An 18,041-nucleotide genomic window follows, 5' to 3' on the forward strand; every position below is an offset into this window, starting at 1 on the left:
TTGGGAAATTCGGCGACAACACGCATTAACATGCCGAATTCGTCTTGTTCCAAGCCCTCTCCCCGGCTCATCGACCGCAACATTTTTTATATTTTTTGCCGCTGCCGCAAGGGCAAGGATCGTTGCGGCCCGGTTTTTTCGGGGGAATTAACGCGGAATCGTGTAACAAAGGGAATTCGGTCTTCCTCAATTCGCGGCGCAGATAATTGTATAGATCGGCAAAGTCGTGAGCAAAATTAGAAAACGGGGTTAAAAACACCCATTGCGCCTTGTGTTCCAGCGTACTCTGCAAAATCCCGAAAGCCTCGTCCAACCGATCCGAATTAGTCAGCGCATTAGCCAGCGTAAACTGCACGTCGACCGCCATGGGAGCCAATTGCGCGGCCTTGCGATAGGCCTCTAACGCAGCTTGGGGCCGATTGAGCGGCGACAGCAAGTTGCCCAGCACCAGCCAGTCTTTTGCCGAATCCGGATGCAGGGTCAGGCGGGCACGCACCATGGACAACGCATCGAACGCCGGCATCACTTTGCCGTCGAGGCTGCAATCGAGCCTTCTGACCAGTGGCTCGGCAATATCGTCGACATACTCGCTGATTTGCAGTTTGAGCAATTCCGCAGTGACAGTGAGAAAAGCCTTCGACGTAAATTTAAATTCCACCTCGGCATCGCAAGAAGCGCAGGGAAATTCGTCGGCCAGAAGGCAAGCTGTTTCCGATCCCTTGCCTCCGCCGACGATCGCGCCTTTGGCTCGATAACGATTGACGGCGCCGCAAGCGGGGCATTCCAGTTCCAGCGACAAATGATCCGTGCGTGGCAATGAGTCCATGGACCATGACTCAAGGAGTTGACTGGATCGCTCGTATTCAGCCATTGCTCTGGTACCGGCCGCTTCCAGCTCGGTATCCTGATGATCGAGCAGCCTTGCCACGATGTAAAACGCCCGATCGATTAACGGCTGTTGACGCCGAAGTTCGGCTTTCAATAATTCAAGCAGCCGCTGATCCGGCACCGAGGCCGCTAATTCGCAGGCAAACTCCATCTCGTCCTCCAGCAACTCGGCAAATCGGGTAACCGCAAAATCCGCCGCGGCTTGTCCGTCAGCACTACGAATGGCCGTCAAACCGTAGATTTGTTGCGACCCGTCCAGTTGATCCCAACGTTCGATCAAGGCCGCTTGTGCGCCACTGCCTAGCTCGATTAAAGCATCATGCGCGGCCTCGCAAAGAAAATCGCTCATATCCTCACCGATGGCGTCTATCAAGGGATCGGTAAATTCGGGATATTTAAGTTCCGCCATGACCTCTGCGACATGGACGCCGCCATAATCGTCGACGTTGGCTTGCAAGCAATCGATCAATCCGTTGGTGACCTCGGCACGTTCGAATTGCTTCAGATGCTCCGTCAATACCTGTTGCCAACGGGGCTCGGCGACATCCACCGCCAATAAATCCAGGGTTTCGGTCAAACTCAAGCGCGAGGTTTCCAGCTCGTTTTTCACGTAACCCTGGATGCAGGCCGCCAAGGCCAGTTGACTCTGTAGCGATTTGGACAAAAGGCCCGAAATAGTCGGAGTATCGCGTATCAGACTCAACACGGTCTTACAGCCCTCGGATCTTTCGTCAAGAGTTTGCAGGCAATTCAAAACTTCATCGAGCCTGGGCGATTTGGCCAGCCATTGGTCGAATTGTTCCAGCGGCGCGTCATCGCTGAAAAAAGGACTTAACTTGGCGAATGTCAAAAACGAGTCGTATTGCTCCCGATCGAATATTTCGGCCAAATAGTTGTGACGGCCGAACAGACTGTCGAATAACGATTTCCACAGTGCTTGCCGTCGGCCTGCGTCGGTTTGATGTTTCAACGCGGTTTCCAACAGAGAAACCAGGGTTTGCCGGGACAACAACGGACTCAGCGCCAAGAGCGAACCGATCTGCATCGATCGGGTTAATTGATCGGGCCACGCCAGAACCGCCTGGGCCAGCTTTTCGGCGATCTCGCGGTGCTGCTCGTTCTTCGCGTCATGCAGCACCTTGCCGGCCGCTCTGAATCGGATTAAATCTTCATGATCACCTTGCGGCAACCGGTCGACGGCGTCCCGGTATAGCGGGATCAGCTCATCCGGCGCTATTGCCGTCAGAATTTCCGAGACGGTGGCCGACAACGTCCCCGGCCAGGCCGGCCAATGCTTGACGAGCAAATGGCCGAGACCGGTTAAACGCCGGGCCGGAAACTCCCGTAACAAATCATTCAACAGCGAGGTTTCGCCGCTCTCGATCAATTCGGCAAGCATCACGTCATGGAACCAGGTTTCTTCGATTGCCGAACGCCCGCTTTCCGCGCTTTTGGGCAAATCACTGTAATAACGAATGGCCCATTCCAGCATTAAAGGATTGTCCAATTTGTCTTTGGCAACGGTGATGACGTTAATCATAACGGTCTATTATGGATAGGTTAAGGGTTTTGCCGGGCGGTAAATTCCGCCTGATGGCTCATGTTCATTCCGTTGCTGATTGTACCGTGACTTGGCCGTTCATCCGCATGGGGAGGAATGACATAAAGAACCACCGACTTTTCATTTTCCCGTTCTAAAACTAAGATGCATTGGAATGTGTTGAACAACGCTGCCGTACAGATTACCGATAGTAAGCAAGCCTACCTTTCTTTCTCGACAGCGCCCGATATGCCCCGAGGGCATTCGTCCAACAGCCTGTTGGACAGATGGATTCCGCTTTAATGGCATGCTTAATCATCATCGAACGATTCAAACACTTCCTTCAAATCAACAGCCAACTCGGGAAACAGATGCGATGAAACCGTATCGGGGCTGACATACATGGCTTTTAATTGATAATGGCCGTTTTGATCCAGCACAAATTGATGAATCATTGATTCGTAAGGATAAACCAGCCAGTATTCAATTACGCCGCTTTCCTGGTAAAGCTGGTATTTTATTTTTAAATCCTTTTGCATTGAGCCTTTTGATACGATCTCAATGATCCAGTCCGGCGCGCCGTTACAACCTTGTTCATCCAGCAGTTCACGGTTGCATATCACGCAAAGATCGGGCTGTACGACGGTGTGTATGTCCTGACTGGCCAAAATGGATTTTTTGCGGTCATAAAGGCGCACGTCGAACGGCGCGGCATAAACGCGGCATTTTTTATGTTTAAAATAGCCATGCAATAGACTGCTGAGATTTATCGAAACACCTTGATGCCGCACATTCGGCGCGGGCGACATCAAGGATATTTTGCCCCTGATCAATTCGACCATTTCGCTGAATTGCCAAGTCAGGTAATCAGCGTAACTATAAGTCCGGTTTACGTCCAATTGTGAAAGCTGCGTTATTTTGGCCATAGCCGCCTACCTCAAATAATTACTTTAACTCTCGTAGCGCAATCGGGCCGGTTGCTTGTTGGTTTCGACCTGCGCTTGACGCGTGTATCATCCGTGAATTTCATGACATCATTTCGACAGAACTTAAACCACACTATCGATTTCGATGCCCAAGATACATACACTTTTAATGGCTGCAACTGTTTGAGCACATTTTGATAAGATTATCCGTAAGTCAAAAAACACATCCGGGCCTACTCTGAAACTCTTTTTTGCACATAGGTCCGGCGTATATTGTAATCGATGCAACTTTAAACAATTTTCAGGGCGGAAACAAATAAGCCTCTTTTTACAGAGGCTTAGGATTATAATTTACATTAATTGTCTATGGTGTAAATTAGAACGGAATATCGTCGTCAAAATCGTCGTAATTGGGCGGAGGCGGCATCGAGTCGGAAGGCATCGCCTCGGAGCGGTGTCCTGACGACGACGGTCTGCCGGCAGGGGCATGGCCGCCTTGAGGCTGGTCTCCGCCGAAGCTGGCGGTGCCGCCGCTGCGGCTGTCCAGCATATGCATCTCTTCCGCGACGATTTCGGTCGTATAGCGGTCCTGTCCGTCCTGTCCTTGCCACTTCTGGGTCCGAATGCGTCCTTCCACATAAACCTGGCTGCCTTTTTTCAAATATTCGCCGGCCACTTCGGCAAGACGGCTAAAAAAAACCACGCGGTGCCATTCGGTCTCTTCCTTGCGCTCGTTCGTCTGTTTGTCTCTCCATCTTCTGCTGGTAGCCAGGCGAATGGTCGTTACCTGGCCGCCGTTCGGCATGAAGCGAACCTCAGGATCGGCACCCAACCTTCCTATCAATATAACTTTATTCAGCATCTTTTACTCCAAAATGTTATTTTCCACTGCATCTAAGCATTTCTATTTCAACTGAGACATGTTCGAACGGAGAAAGTTGTCAGGCCGGTGCATGGAGTCACAGTTAAATTTGATAAAATGGCAGTATATCAAAACCGGGGCTCTTGCGAATACGACCCGGAAAAAATCTTTACCCATCATTCCGGAATTGTTATGTCAGAACCACTTCTCTATCCTCAGGACGTTTCGCTGGAAGCGTTAAAGATCCCGCCCAATTCGATTCAGGCCGAACAATCGGTGCTGGGCGGATTGATGCTGGACAATCAGACCTGGGATTCCGTTTCGGATAAAGTGTCCGAAGAGGACTTCTATCGCAAGGACCATCGCCTCATTTTCAAAACCATCGCTGCTCTCGCCGAAAAACAGGTTCCGTTCGACGTCATCACCATTTCGGAAGCCCTGGAAGCGGTGGGCGAACTGGAAAACGTCGGCGGCCTGGCCTACTTGGGCCTGCTGGCCAAGGAAACGCCGAGCGCCGCGAACATCGTCAGTTACGCCAACATCGTCCGGGACCGGTCGGTGCTGCGCCAGTTGATCCACGTCGGCACCCGGATTGCCGATTCCGCGTTCAATACCGAAGGCCGGGATACCTCCGAACTGCTCGAACAGGCCGAGCGCGACGTCTTCAAAATCGCCGAGCAGCGTCAGCGCGGACAAGGCGGCTTCCAGTCGATCAAAACGCTGCTGGCGCGCGCGGTGGACAAGATCGAAATCATGTTCGCCCAGGAAGGCTCGATTACCGGCGCCGGCACCGGCTTTACCGAGCTGGACCGGCTGACTTCCGGCCTGCAGCCGGCCGACCTGATCATCGTGGCCGGCCGTCCCTCGATGGGCAAGACCACGATCGCGATGAACATGGCGGAAAATATCGCCATCAAAAGCGGCACGCCAGTCGCAGTCTTCAGTATGGAAATGCCGGGCGACGCTCTGGCGATGCGGATGATGTCGTCGCTGGGCCGCATCGACCAGCACCGGGTCCGCACCGGCAAGCTGGAAGACGACGACTGGCCGCGCCTGACTTCGGCGATGAGCCTTCTCGCCGAAACCAAGCTGTTTATCGACGACACGCCCGCGCTGACGCCCACCGAAGTGCGTTCGAGAGCCCGGCGGCTGACGCGCGAACACGGCCAATTGGGACTGATCGTACTGGATTATCTCCAGTTGATGCAGTCGCCGAGCAGCGGCGACAACCGGGTTCAGCAGATTTCCGATATCTCGCGCGGTTTGAAGGCGCTGGCCAAGGAATTGAACGTGCCGGTGATCGCGCTCTCGCAGTTGAACCGCAACCTGGAGCAGCGGCCGAACAAGCGTCCGATGATGTCCGACTTGCGGGAGTCCGGCGCGATCGAGCAGGACGCCGACCTGATTCTGTTCGTTTACCGGGACGAAGTCTATAACGAAGACAGTCCGGACAAAGGCATCGCCGAAGTGATTGTCGGCAAGCAGCGTAACGGCCCGTTGGGCACAGTCCGGCTGACCTTCCTCGGGCAATATACCCGCTTTGAAAATTACGCAGGGAATCCTTATGGCAGCGACGACTATGAATAAAAGCCGCCTCTCCGAAACCATCGGCCACGACGAGGGCTTCCGATGATGCCGGCCACCTACGCTCTCGTCCATCTGGAAGCCGCCCAGCATAATCTTGAGATCGCCCGCCGCCATGCCCCCAAAGCCCGGATCATGGCGGTCATCAAGGCCAACGGTTACGGCCACGGCCTGGTGCGCATCGCTCAGGCTCTGGCTAACGCCGACGCCTTTGCGGTCGCCCGGGTCGACGAAGGCATCTATTTGCGCAACGCGGGCGTTCGACGCCCCATTACCGTCCTGGAAGGCTTTACCTTTAACGAAGAACTGGACACGCTCCTGCATTACGGTCTCGACTCGGTAGTACACTCATTCATTCAGTTCGACGTTCTCGAACGAAGGACCGAGACCGGGCAAATGGACGCCTGGCTGAAGCTCGACACCGGCATGAACCGGCTCGGATTCAAGCCGGAAGAATTTGACGCCGCCTATCGAAGGTTGAGCCGATGCCGAATCGTCCGCGGCCCCTGCCATCTGATGACCCATCTGGCCAACTCCGACGCCGTCGACGACGGCAAGACCGCAAGACAACTCAAGCTGTTCAACGAAACGGTGCGCCCCTATCCGGGTCTGCGCAGCATCGCCAATTCGGCGGGCATTCTGGCCTGGCCCGATGCGGTCAGCGACTGGGTCCGCCCCGGCATCATGCTGTACGGAATCTCTCCGTTTCCGGACCGTACCGGAGCAGAGCTCGGCCTGCAACCGATCATGGAGTTATACTCCCGGCTGATCTCGGTAAAGCCGCTCAAAAAAGGCGAAACGGTCGGTTACGGAACGGGGTGGGTTTGCCATAGGCCCACCACCCTGGGCGTCGTGGCGATCGGCTACGGCGACGGCTACCCCCGCCATGCCGAAACGGGCACGCCGGTGCTGGTCAACGGCCGGCGCGTTCCTTTGATCGGCCGGGTTTCCATGGACATGATCACCGTCGATCTGGAAACCCAACCCGATGCCAAACCCGGAGATCCCGTCTGCCTGTGGGGAAGAAATCTTCCGGTCGAAGAAATCGCGCTGCACGCAGGCACCATTCCCTACACGCTGGTCTGCGGCATCACTCAACGCGTGCAGATCATCGTCGACGAGCCGCGGAATTGGCCGGCCAGAGCATGACGGCGCGCCGGATCATACGACTATCGCAATGAGTCCCTTGCTACATTCATTTCATCCGGTCGTGGCCGGTTGGTTTTTCGGCCGCTTCAAGGCGCCCTCGGAAGTTCAACTCCGGGCCTGGCCCGCGATCCAGGCCGGGCAATCGACGCTGATCGCGGCGCCGACCGGCTCCGGAAAAACCCTGGCCGCCTTTCTGGCGGTCATCGATCAACTGGTTCGGCAGGGACTGGAATCAACGCTTCCCGACGAGACCCGGATTCTTTATGTCTCGCCGCTGAAGGCCCTGTCCAACGACATTCACAAAAATCTGGAATTGCCGCTGTCCGGCATCGGCATGGCGCTGCTGGAAGCCTCCCTGCCGGGCATCGTCATCAGAGCCCAAACCCGGACCGGCGATACCTCCCAGGCCGAGCGCACGGCGATGAAGCGCTATCCGCCGCACATCCTGGTAACGACGCCGGAATCCTTGTATCTTCTGCTGACTTCGGGCTCCGGACGGGACATGCTGAAAACCGTACGCACCGTGATCGTCGACGAAATCCATGCGCTGGCCGGCAACAAACGCGGCGCGCATCTGATGCTCTCGCTCGAACGCCTGTGCCAATTGACCGAAAAACCTCCGGTCAGAATCGGTTTGTCCGCGACGCAAAAGCCGCTCGATGCGATCGCCCATTACCTGAACGGCTGCCGGGACACGCCCTGCACCGTCATCGACACCGGCCACGTCCGCCGCCGCGACCTCAGAATCGAAGTCACCGGCTCGCCGCTGGAAGCGGTCATGGCCAACGAAGTCTGGACGGAAATCTACGACCGCCTGGAACAGCTCGTTCTCGAGCACCATACCACGCTGATTTTCGTCAATACCCGCCGTCTGGCCGAACGCGCGGCCGCGGCCCTGGCCGAACGGCTCGGCGAGGACGCGGTCACCGCCCATCACGGCAGTCTGGCCAAGGAACACCGTCTTTCGGCCGAACAACGCCTGAAACAAGGCAAGCTGAAAGCGCTGGTCGCAACCGCTTCGCTCGAGCTGGGCATCGACATCGGCGACGTCGATCTGGTCTGCCAGCTCGGCTCGCCGCACGCGATCGCGACCTTTTTGCAACGGGTCGGACGCTCCGGCCACCGTCTCGGTGCCACGCCCAAAGGCCGGCTGTTTCCGCTGTCACGGGACGATTTGCTGGAATGCACCGCCCTGCTTGCGGCAATTGCCGAGGACCGGCTCGATCAAATTCGGATTCCGGACCATCCTCTGGACGTGCTGGCGCAGCAGATCGTCGCCGAAGTTGCCTGCCGGGAATGGAGCGAGCAGGCGCTGTACCGCGCCTTCACGAGGGCCTGGCCTTACCGTGCACTGACCGAGGAGCAATTTTCGGCCGTGGTCAAAATGCTCGGCGAAGGCTATCACACCCGGCGCGGACGGCGCGGCGCCCACATCCACCGCGATCTCGTCCACGGCATGCTGAGAAGCCGCAAGGGCGCCCGGCTGACGGCGCTCCTGAACGGCGGCGCGATACCGGACCAGTTCGATTACGACGTAATATTGCAGCCTGAAAGTTTATTCGTCGGCACGCTGAACGAAGATTTCGCTTTTGAAAGCATCCCCGGCGACATCTTCCAGCTCGGAAACAACTCCTACCGGATGCTCAAGATCGAACAGGGCAAAGTATTCGTCGAAGACGCCCACGGCCAACCGCCCAACATTCCGTTCTGGTTCGGCGAAGCGCCGGGCCGCACCGTCGAATTGTCGGAAGCCGTCTCGGATCTTTCGGAAAAGCTCGACTGCATGCTGGAACAAGGGCCCGAGGCGGCGCGCGCCTTCCTGGAGCGCGAGCCGGCGCTTCCTGCCGCGGCGGCCGAACAGTTGCTGAATTACCTGGCCGCCGCGAAAGCCGCGCTGACCGTATTGCCGACTCTGAATACGCTGGTCTTCGAGCGGTTTTTCGACGAGACCGGCGACATGCATTTCGTCATCCATTCGCCCTACGGCTCCAGGGTCAATCGGGCCTGGGGCCTGGCGCTGCGCAAACGGTTCTGCCGGCGTTTCAATTTTGAACTGCAAGCCGCGGCCGGCGAAGACAACATCATTCTATCGCTGGGCCCGACCCACAGTTTTCCGCTGCTGGAGCCTGCCTCCTATCTGAAAGCCGACAGCGTCGAACAGGTTCTGGTGCAGGCGCTGCTGGCGGCGCCGATGTTTCCGTCGCGCTGGCGCTGGGTCGCGAACACGGCTTTGGCGGTGCCCCGCAACCGGGCAGGAAAAAAAGTGCCGGCCCAGTTTCAGCGCAACGACGCCGAAGATTTGATTGCCGTCGTTTTTCCCGATCAACTGGCCTGCTTCGAGAACATTGCCGGCGACCGGGAAGTGCCCGATCACCCCCTGGTCAATCAGACCTTGTGGGATTGCCTGCACGAACTGATGGACATCGACGGCCTCAAACAATTGTTGAAAGGCATCGAGAACGGCGCCGTTCGCATCGTCGCGCGGGATCTGACCACGCCGTCGCCGATGGCGCAGGAAATCATCAACGCCCGGCCCTACGCCTTTCTCGACGATACGCCGGCAGAGGAACGGCGCACGCTCGCGATACAGCAAAGGCGTTTCGCCGGCGCGGCGGAGGCCGCCGACATCGGCCGGCTGAATCCCGAAGCCATCGAACGGGTACGGCAGGAAGCCTGGCCCCTGGCGCGCGATGAAGACGAATTGCATGACGCGCTGGTGGTGCTGGGCTGCCTGACCGAACAGGAAGGCCGGAGCGCTCCCGGCTGGTCTGCGTTGTTTGCGAATCTGCAGCAGGATCGGCGCGCCACGGCCATGACGCTTCCTCAAGGCCAGCGTCTGTGGGCCGCCGCCGAACGCTTGCACGAATTACAGATCGTCTATCCGGAGGCTTCCTTGTCGCCTGCCATGGATGCCGCTGCCGGCGATTCGGCTCAGGATCGGGAAACCGCCTTGGAGGAATTGGTGCGCAGCCGGCTGGAAGGATTAGGGCCGGTCACGGCCGAGCGCCTAACAGCCTCTCTGGCTTTGCCGAACGCCGGCATCGAGCGGGCGCTGCTGGCCCTGGAACAACAGGGTACGGTTCTTCGGGGTAGCTTCACTCCGGGCTGCGGGGAAACCGAGTGGTGCGAACGGTCGCTGCTCGCGCGCATTCACCGCTATACCTTGAAACAATTGCGCAACGAAATCGAGCCGGTAGCGCCCGCCGACTACATGCGTTTTCTGTTCCGCTGGCACAGGCTGCACGAACCGGTGGCCGGCGAGGCCGCTCTGGCCAAAATTCTGAAGCAACTCGAAGGCTGCAATTTGCCGGCCGCCGCCTGGGAATCGGACGTCCTGCCGCGCCGAAGCAAGCCTTATTACGCTTCGGAGCTGGATCAACTGTGCAATTCCGGCCAGTTCATCTGGCTTCGGTTGAAGCCTGTGACCGGAAGCCATCCCAAATCGGCCGGAAAAACGACGGCGATCGCCTTGATCGAGCGCGCTCATCTGGAGGAGTGGCGCCATTTCTCGCCGCTGCCGGACAAAGACAAGCTGGATCTGTCCGGGAACGCCCTGAGAGTCTATGACGCACTCAGCCGATGGGGCGCCAGTTTTTTTCAGGAACTGACGAGCGAAACCGGCCTTCTGAAAACGCAGCTCGAAGAAGCCCTGGGCGTTCTGGTCGCCGCCGGCCTGGTCACTTCGGACAGTTTCCAGGGCCTGCGCACTCTGGTCGTGCCGCAAAAAATTCTGCATCGGCGCAGCAAACGCTATCCTTTTCATGATCCTTTGGCCGCCGCCGGCCGCTGGTCTTTGTTGCGTCCTCAACGTTCCAAACCCGAGGATTCCTATCAGCCGGTGGAACACGTTGCCCGCACGTTGCTTTTGCGCTACGGCGTGATTTTCCGCAAGTTGCTGGACAATGAAGAAAACCTTCCGACCTGGCGGGAACTGCTTTATGTCTACCGCCGCCTGGAAGCCCGCGGCGAACTGCGCGGCGGCCGCTTCGTACAGGGGTTCGCCGGCGAACAATTCGCCCTGCCGGAAGCGCTGAGTGCCCTGCGCGACGTCCGCAAGCACCCCAAAACCGGCGAACTGACCGTAATCAATTGCGCCGATCCGTTGAACTTGTCCGGTATCATTACACCCGGCGAGCGGATTCCGTCGATTTCCGGCCAGCGCATGATCTACCGCGACGGCGTACCTCTGGCGTTCGGCCAGCGCGATAAAGTCACTTATCTGGAACCGATGGATGCCGAGCATCAATGGCGGCTGCAATGGGCGTTGATGGGAAAATAGGAAATCAATCTTTATGATGCACATTCCCCATGGCCCTTCCGCGAACATTGGAAATCGAAGAAATCACTATTTAATGAAACAGTTTCTTAGCAATGCCTATATCGCCTCGATCCTGGGGGTTGGGGCCATTTTATTCGTATTAAAAAAGCTACAGTTCATTTTCGGAAATTCTTCGCCGCTCCTGCTGTTTCTGATCGTCATCGCTTTTTCCGGCTGGCGGGGCGGATTAAAGGCCGGGCTTTTCACTACGGCGTTGAGCACCGCAGCCAGCATCTACTTTCTGACCGAGCCGGATCACTCGTTCTATATTACCCACCCCAGCGAATTGCTTCGGACCATTCTTTTGGCGAGCGTGGGCGCCATCTACAGCTTGATCATTGCCCGTGTATACCAGCAGGAAAAACGGGCCTTGCAGACGGTTATGGAGCGGGAAGCACAGCTTAAACAGGAAATCGCCGAACGCAATCGAACCCAGGCCGACAGGAATCTTTATGTAGCCCTTGTTAAAAGCAGCACCGAGTTTATCGGCATGTGCGATATGAACGGCGTGCCTTTTTTCATCAACGATGCCGGCATGCGCCTAGTCGGTCTGGACAGCCTCGAACAGGCTCTTGCCACCCCGGTCAAGGACTTTTTTTTTCCGGAAGATCAGGCTTTTATCCTGGACAAGGTCTTCCCTTCGGTATTGAAGAGCGGCCGTTCCGTGCTTGAAATCCGCTTTCGCCATTTCAAAACCGGAGAAGCGATCTGGATGATCTATAACGTCTTCGTCTTGAAGGATTTGAACGATCATGCCGTCGGTCTGGGCACGGTCAGCACCAACATCAACGAGCGCAAGCGAGCCGAAGAGACGCTGCGGGAAATCCAGGTCGACCTGAACCGGGCTCAGGCGGTCGCCCATGTAGGCAGTTGGCGTCTGGATATTCATAAGAATAAACTGGAATGGTCGGATGAAAATTATCAGATTTTTGGCGTAGCCAAAGGCACTCCTTTAACCTATGAATCGTTTTTGGCCATCGTTCATCCGGCCGACCGTCAGTTTGTCGATGACGCCTGGAAGGCCGCGCTGGCCGGCAGCCTCTACGATGTCGAACACCGGCTGTTGATCGACGGACAGGTCAAATGGGTGCGGGAATTGGTCGAACTCGAATTTGACGAGAACGGATCGGTGCGCGGCGGTTTCGGAACCACCGAGGATATCACCGGCATTAAAACCGTTCAGGAAGCCTTGCAGCGGGAACGGGCTTTTTTAAGACAGGTGATTGATGCGGCGCCGAGCGCCATCTTTGTCAAGGATCGGGATGGGCGATTCCTCCTCGGCAACGAAGTATTGGCGAAATCCTACGGCACCAGTATAGAAGCCCTGGTGGGGCTGACCGAAAAGGACTTCAATACCAATGCCGACGAAGTGGCTCACTTCCAACAAAACGACCTGGAAGTCATCAACAGCCGCACGCCCAGGGTCTTCCCGGAAGTGAAGGTAACGCATGCCGACGACTCCGTACACTGGTACAACACGGTCAAGATCCCTTTATTCGACGGCGATCAATGCAATAAACTGCTCGTGGTGGCCACCGACATTACCGAGCGCAAGCGCGCCAACGAAGCTCTTCTGGAGGCGAACCGACGCAAGGACGAATTTCTGGCAATGCTGGCCCACGAGCTTCGCAATCCGCTCGCGCCGATCAAGAATGCGGTGCAATTGCTGAAAAAACAAAAATCGGCCGATCCCAAGCTGGAATGGATTCGCCGTATCATCGATTCGCAGGTAAACCATCTGGCCCGCCTGCTCGACGATCTGCTCGACGTCGCCCGCATCATGCAAGGTAAAATCAGGCTAAAAACCGAACGCTTCGAATTGAACGACATGGTCATGGCTGCGATAGAAACCTGCCAGCCGCTGATTGAATCGCGCCGGCAGGAGTTGATCATCACTCAAAGTATGAAAACGCCCTGGATCGAAGGCGATCGGGCCCGGCTGGGGCAAGTGCTGGCCAACTTGCTGAACAATGCCGCCAAATACACCGGCGAGGGCGGCAAAATCCGGCTCGACATCCGCCAGGAAGGCACCGATGCTGTCCTCGAGGTCAGGGACACCGGCATCGGCATCGCTCCCGATATGTTGCCGAAGATCTTCGATCTCTTCACGCAGGCCGACCATTCCCTGGCTCATTCTCAGGGGGGGCTCGGCGTGGGCTTGACGCTGGTGCGCCAGTTGGTCGAGATTCACGGCGGTGCCGTCACCGCCGCAAGCGCCGGCATCGGCCGGGGCAGTACCTTTACGGTGCGATTGCCGGCCTTGCCGACGGAATCAGCCACACCAGAACCGGCACCGGTTGAATCGGCGTTGGCGTCTGCCAAATTCCGCATTCTGGTGGTCGATGATTACCCCGCCGGGGCCGAAAGCCTGAAAATGCTGCTTCAGGAGGAAGGGCACGAGGTCGCAACAGCCGGGAGCGGCATGGAAGCGCTGGAAAGGGCGGAAAAGTTTCGGCCGCAGATCGTGCTGCTCGATATCGGCCTGCCCGATCTGAGCGGTTACGAAGTCGCCAGACGGCTGCGCGAATTGCCGCAAACCCGGACTGCGCTGCTGATTGCCTTGACAGGGTACGGACAGTCCAAAGACATGGAACTGTCGCAGTCGGCAGGATTCGACCATCACTTGCTGAAACCGGTGGATTTCGACAAGCTGCTGGCATTGCTGCCTTCGTCCTGAAGCTCTCTGTTTTTAAAACGGGACCGATCCGGAAGATGCGAGCATCGAGCGCGAACGATACTCTGGAACCCAAGCGCTTCACAAAGCCCGGCGCCCGGACTTTTACCGACGGACTCTCAACAAACCGCTGGGCCTTTCACCGATCTATCGATAAAATGAGCGGCTTCTCTTAAAAACTTTAGTTCAGAGCGATAACGGCGCTAACAACTATTGGTCACCGCGAAAAACACCCATGTTTTTTATGAAAAATTTTTGACTCACCGGAACCTATCGTGATCATCGTCGCTGTTTTCTTTTTTTTCGCCGCCTTCGGACTGTTCGTAGCGGCCAGCCTCATTGTGGATCTGGCCTTGCCGCTACCGGCCGGAGCCGTGTTCAAGCTGGCTTCGATCCTGCTGCTGAGCGCCCTGCTCCTGTTATTGGCAACCGGCTTGTTGCTGATGGCCAAGACCGCCATAAGCTCCTGCTATCGATACTTTTCTTCCGCTCAGCGCATTCGGCGGCGGTGGCTGTTCATGCAAGGCGAGCAGGCCCGAACCGGCCGGCTGCTTTATTTTAGAAAGCAAACTCTCCGGTACGTGCATGGCCAGCGGATAAAGCGGCTGGAACAAGCCGATGAACGCCGGCACCTCCAGTCTCTGGCCAAGGCTGTCCACACGGATTTGATGGCCCGGAAAAAACATCTGCCGGTCACCCTCTTCAAAGAATTGCAGCGGGAGTACAGCCGTTACCGTACCAATCGGGACGGCGAAGCGTTGATCCGGCTGCAGCGAAAAATAGCCGACATGGCCTAAGCTATGGGACGCATTCGCAAATGGCTGGCCGATTGGATCGAAGTTTTTTATTCGGCCAAAGAGAAAAACCTACAGTGGCAATCGGCCAATCAGCAGTTAAAAGCCGATCTCAGACAGCGTCAGGCTCTCGCGGAACAGGCGCTGGCGGCCGAATTGAAAAAGAAGAGCGTGCAGCTCGAACACAACATTGCCTTGCTGAAAACCAAAAGCGCCGCCGAACTGTCGATGTTCAAGACCCGCTGCCGACAGGACGTCGAAGATTACAAGCAATATCTGGCCTCGCTCGACAAGTTGAAACAGTCGATCCGGAACAGCTATACGCATTTGCCTGAATCGGTCGCCTTTACCATTCACCATCACGCCAAATACCTGCTGCACAAGATGTGGGAGGCCGAAGATTTCGAAGAGAAAATGCGGCACGAAATGCAGTTGATCCAGTTCATGACCGCCGTGCATGAAGACGCCCGGCAATATCTGGAAGGCGCATCGGCCGAACATCTTCCGCAGAAAACGCTGAGCCTGATACAGCGGCAGTAGGCGGCTGATTCAGAGAGTCCGGATTTTCTCGGCGTTCCTCAATGAACTTCCGTCCGCTCCCGCGTTCGAATCGGGAAGTAAAAACGAACCGGACAATTCACATGGCTTTTTCGCAACATTCCGGCTCCGGCGCAGACAGTCCCATCCGTTTCGCCGTCGGCACCTCTTCGTTGGGCGCTGTTCTGGTGGCAGCGAGTCCCGAAGGCCTCCGCGTCATTTCGCTGGGCGACGACCCCGGCAGGTTGGTCCAGGAACTGCGCCAGCGTTTCCCCAAGGCCGAACGGGTCGACTACGACCCCGACTTCGGGCAACTGGTCGCCCAAGTAGTCCGTCTGATTGAAGCGCCCGCCGAGAACTTCGGCTTGCCGCTCGATCTTCAAGGCACCCCGTTTCAACGGCGGGTATGGCAGGCTCTTCGAGACATTCCGGCCGGCGACACCGTCAGTTACAGCGAGCTGGCCAGGCGCCTCGGCGTTCCGAAGTCGATCCGGGCCGTAGCCGGGGCCTGCGCCGCCAATCGGTTGGCGGTAGCGGTTCCATGCCATCGGGCGATTCGAAGCGACGGCACTCTGTCCGGCTACCGCTGGGGCGTGGAACGGAAGATCGAGCTGTTGAAGCGGGAAAAAAACAGGGTCTGATCCTGGACCATTGCCGCTCGGCTAAACGTCTGCCGGGTAGAGGCGAATTCATTCGCCCAAATTGCGCGCCGAGAGATTTCCTGCCGACAACACCGCCACTGCCGCCGCCGGCGCGCAGTCGGCAACGGTCAGCCCGGTCCCGGTTGATCTGATTTCGAACAAATCGGAAAAATCCAGATAGTCGTGGCCCATCGCATGCGCCAGCCTCCGCACCAGAAAGCGGCCGATCCCGGCGCCGATAAACGGACAACGGTTGTCCAGGTCCAGCCTCGATAATTGCCTTTCGCAGCCTTGCCGGATGGCGTGCAATTGCCGGCTGCGCAAGTGCTCGGCCAATTGACGCCAGCGCGGCAGCTCTTCGGGCCGAAAATCGCAGCCGATCATTCTCGACAACCGCCGGGCGCTGGCGGTTACGGTTTTTTCGCCGCCGTCGGCGGTATCGGATTGATCGTGGCGTTCGTCAAGCTCTCCGGTCAGGCGATAGACGTCGGCCGACGTCGCGAAATATTCGGCCATGAGCCCCACGGTTTTTCCGCGGTCGACCACGGAATGCGCCAGGGCCATGACCGCCGTCCTGACGACGCCGGTATAAATCAGCTCCCGGGAAATCAGGCGTTGATAATCGGTATAGCCTTCGGCCAGAACCTCTCCCCGATGCAGCAGCAGAATATCGGTGGTGGTGCTGCCGACGTCGACGAAAAGACCGTTGCCCGTTTTCCGCGCGGCGAAGGATGCGCTGGCCAGCCAGTTGGCGGAGGCAATGGCCTCGTGATGCCGTGCATCGATCTCACATGTCTTAAGAAAGCCCATGCGGCCGGCATAAATTCGGATATCGCAATTCGGGAAGAGATTCTCCATGGCGTTAATGATTCGCTCAACGCCGTCGCTCCGATGTTGAAACAAATCGACCAGCTCGCCGGTCATCGTCACGGCATGACGGTAACATCCCTCAGGCAGTGAGGATTCGATTCGTTTCACCGCGCTCTCCAGGCGCTCGATGCCCTGCCATAAAGGGCACGGTTCCTGATAAATTCCGAGCAGGACGCCGGCGCCGTCGGCGACCGCGGCTTTCAGATGAGCGCCGCCGACGTCCCAACCGATATTATACGAATTCATGAGTGTCCCGATGCAAAATAAGGGATACCGACTCGGAACGGCTCGGCCGAATCAGCGGGTCTCCGTCGAGTAGCCGCAACACCAGCGAGGCCGCATTAATGCCCAGGGCTCGGCCTATTCCGGCAAACGAGGTAGTCAGGCGCGGATTGATTTCCAGCACCAGAACGGTCTCCGGCGTTTCGATCAGATCGATGCCGGCATATCCCCATAATTCGGGAAAGGCTCGGGCCACGTCGGCCACCAGAGGCCGGAACGGCGTCAAGTCCCGCCCGTCATTGACGGCGATTTCGGCCAAATGATACTGCTGCCCGATCAGCTCGAATTTTTGCCGGTTGGCGCAGAGCAGCCAGCCCTCGCCGTTCCGGAACAAGCAGGACAAGCTGGTTTTGTCGCCCGCAACATGAGGCTGCACAATGTAGCGGCCTTTTCCCTGTATCTTTGACGATAAGGACTCCCGATCTTCTTTATCGATAATCACGTAACTGTCGGCACAGCCGATCCCGTCCACCGGCTTGACGATGTTTTCTCCCTGATAAAAACTGAAAGCCCGCTCTTCCAGCAACCGGGTCGGCACCGTGGCAATTCGATGTTCCAGGAGCCGGCGGTAGGTCGACAGCTTGTCGCCGGCAACCGAAACGGCCGACGAAGGCGACGTCAGCAATGTCACTTCTTTCCGTTCGACCGATCGGCACAGAGCCGACAGCACGCCGCCGTATTCCGGCGCTACCGGCCATACCGCATCGAACCGTTTGATAAGCCGGTCAAAACAGTCATGACAATCGTCTTCCCGGTCCACGACAACCGGAGTAAAACCGTGCAAGGGTATGGAATCGGCCAGACGCCGATCAAGCATCACCGTGACGTCGAGGCCTTTCATCGCCGCCAGGCCGTCGAGCAAGGCCTTAAGCATCCACCGGCCTTCCCGGGCCAGGGAAGCAGGCAATTCCTGACGGTTGAAACCGCCGCCGGTGATATACTCGAATACCAGTATTTTCATGTGGCTTCAGCGTTT

Annotated in this window: 12 protein-coding genes; 7 read left to right on the plus strand and 5 right to left on the minus strand. The window is 57.2% G+C overall.

The window, feature by feature from the left end:
- Positions 1 to 67: 67 nt before the first annotated feature.
- From A3OW_RS28490 to ssb, 3 genes are all read right to left on the minus strand, one after another.
- Positions 68 to 2,428 carry a TPR domain-containing protein gene (locus tag A3OW_RS28490; protein WP_020562561.1) on the minus strand — a complete coding sequence of 787 codons (2,361 nt, stop codon included), beginning with the start codon at positions 2,426 to 2,428 and terminating at the stop codon, positions 68 to 70.
- Positions 2,429 to 2,739: 311 nt separating this feature from the next.
- Complete coding sequence (locus tag A3OW_RS0106220; RefSeq protein ID WP_020562562.1) at positions 2,740 to 3,354, minus strand: Uma2 family endonuclease; 615 nt, start codon at positions 3,352 to 3,354, stop codon at positions 2,740 to 2,742.
- A 376-nt stretch (positions 3,355 to 3,730) separates the two neighbouring features.
- The gene (gene ssb / locus A3OW_RS0106225) at positions 3,731 to 4,216 is read right to left on the minus strand and encodes a single-stranded DNA-binding protein (protein ID WP_020562563.1); all 486 of its coding nucleotides are present in this window, start codon (positions 4,214 to 4,216) and stop codon (positions 3,731 to 3,733) included.
- Positions 4,217 to 4,408: 192 nt separating this feature from the next.
- On the opposite strand from ssb, the gene dnaB reads away from it, so the two are divergent.
- From dnaB to A3OW_RS24240, 7 genes are all read left to right on the plus strand, one after another.
- Entirely contained in the window at positions 4,409 to 5,803 is a 1,395-nt protein-coding gene (gene dnaB / locus A3OW_RS0106230; RefSeq protein ID WP_026223370.1) for a replicative DNA helicase, read from the plus strand.
- 42 nt (positions 5,804 to 5,845) lie between these two features.
- Positions 5,846 to 6,949 (plus strand): alanine racemase, encoded by a 1,104-nt coding sequence (alr, locus tag A3OW_RS24235; protein WP_020562565.1) that lies wholly within the window; start codon positions 5,846 to 5,848, stop codon positions 6,947 to 6,949.
- A 28-nt stretch (positions 6,950 to 6,977) separates the two neighbouring features.
- Positions 6,978 to 11,228, plus strand: a complete 4,251-nt coding sequence (locus A3OW_RS0106240; RefSeq protein ID WP_020562566.1) for a DEAD/DEAH box helicase — start codon at positions 6,978 to 6,980, stop codon at positions 11,226 to 11,228.
- Positions 11,229 to 11,301: 73 nt separating this feature from the next.
- Positions 11,302 to 13,944 carry a PAS domain S-box protein gene (locus A3OW_RS0106245; RefSeq protein ID WP_020562567.1) on the plus strand — a complete coding sequence of 881 codons (2,643 nt, stop codon included), beginning with the start codon at positions 11,302 to 11,304 and terminating at the stop codon, positions 13,942 to 13,944.
- Positions 13,945 to 14,216: 272 nt separating this feature from the next.
- Entirely contained in the window at positions 14,217 to 14,738 is a 522-nt protein-coding gene (locus tag A3OW_RS0106250; protein ID WP_020562568.1) for a hypothetical protein, read from the plus strand.
- A gap of 3 nt (positions 14,739 to 14,741) precedes the next feature.
- Complete coding sequence (locus tag A3OW_RS0106255) at positions 14,742 to 15,275, plus strand: hypothetical protein (protein ID WP_020562569.1); 534 nt, start codon at positions 14,742 to 14,744, stop codon at positions 15,273 to 15,275.
- A gap of 101 nt (positions 15,276 to 15,376) precedes the next feature.
- Positions 15,377 to 15,913, plus strand: coding sequence for a methylated-DNA--[protein]-cysteine S-methyltransferase (locus A3OW_RS24240; RefSeq protein ID WP_020562570.1), 537 nt, complete (start codon positions 15,377 to 15,379; stop codon positions 15,911 to 15,913).
- A 48-nt stretch (positions 15,914 to 15,961) separates the two neighbouring features.
- On the opposite strand, the gene A3OW_RS0106265 is transcribed toward A3OW_RS24240, so the two are convergent.
- Positions 15,962 to 17,029, minus strand: a complete 1,068-nt coding sequence (locus tag A3OW_RS0106265) for a hydantoinase/oxoprolinase family protein (RefSeq protein WP_020562571.1) — start codon at positions 17,027 to 17,029, stop codon at positions 15,962 to 15,964.
- Positions 17,016 to 18,026 carry an ATP-grasp domain-containing protein gene (locus tag A3OW_RS0106270; RefSeq protein WP_020562572.1) on the minus strand — a complete coding sequence of 337 codons (1,011 nt, stop codon included), beginning with the start codon at positions 18,024 to 18,026 and terminating at the stop codon, positions 17,016 to 17,018. Before A3OW_RS0106270 ends, A3OW_RS0106265 begins: the two co-directional genes overlap by 14 nt.
- Between the last annotated feature and the right edge of the window lie 15 nt (positions 18,027 to 18,041).

It is taken from the genome of Methylosarcina fibrata AML-C10, from assembly GCF_000372865.1.
In the GTDB taxonomy this organism is placed as follows: domain Bacteria; phylum Pseudomonadota; class Gammaproteobacteria; order Methylococcales; family Methylomonadaceae; genus Methylosarcina; species Methylosarcina fibrata.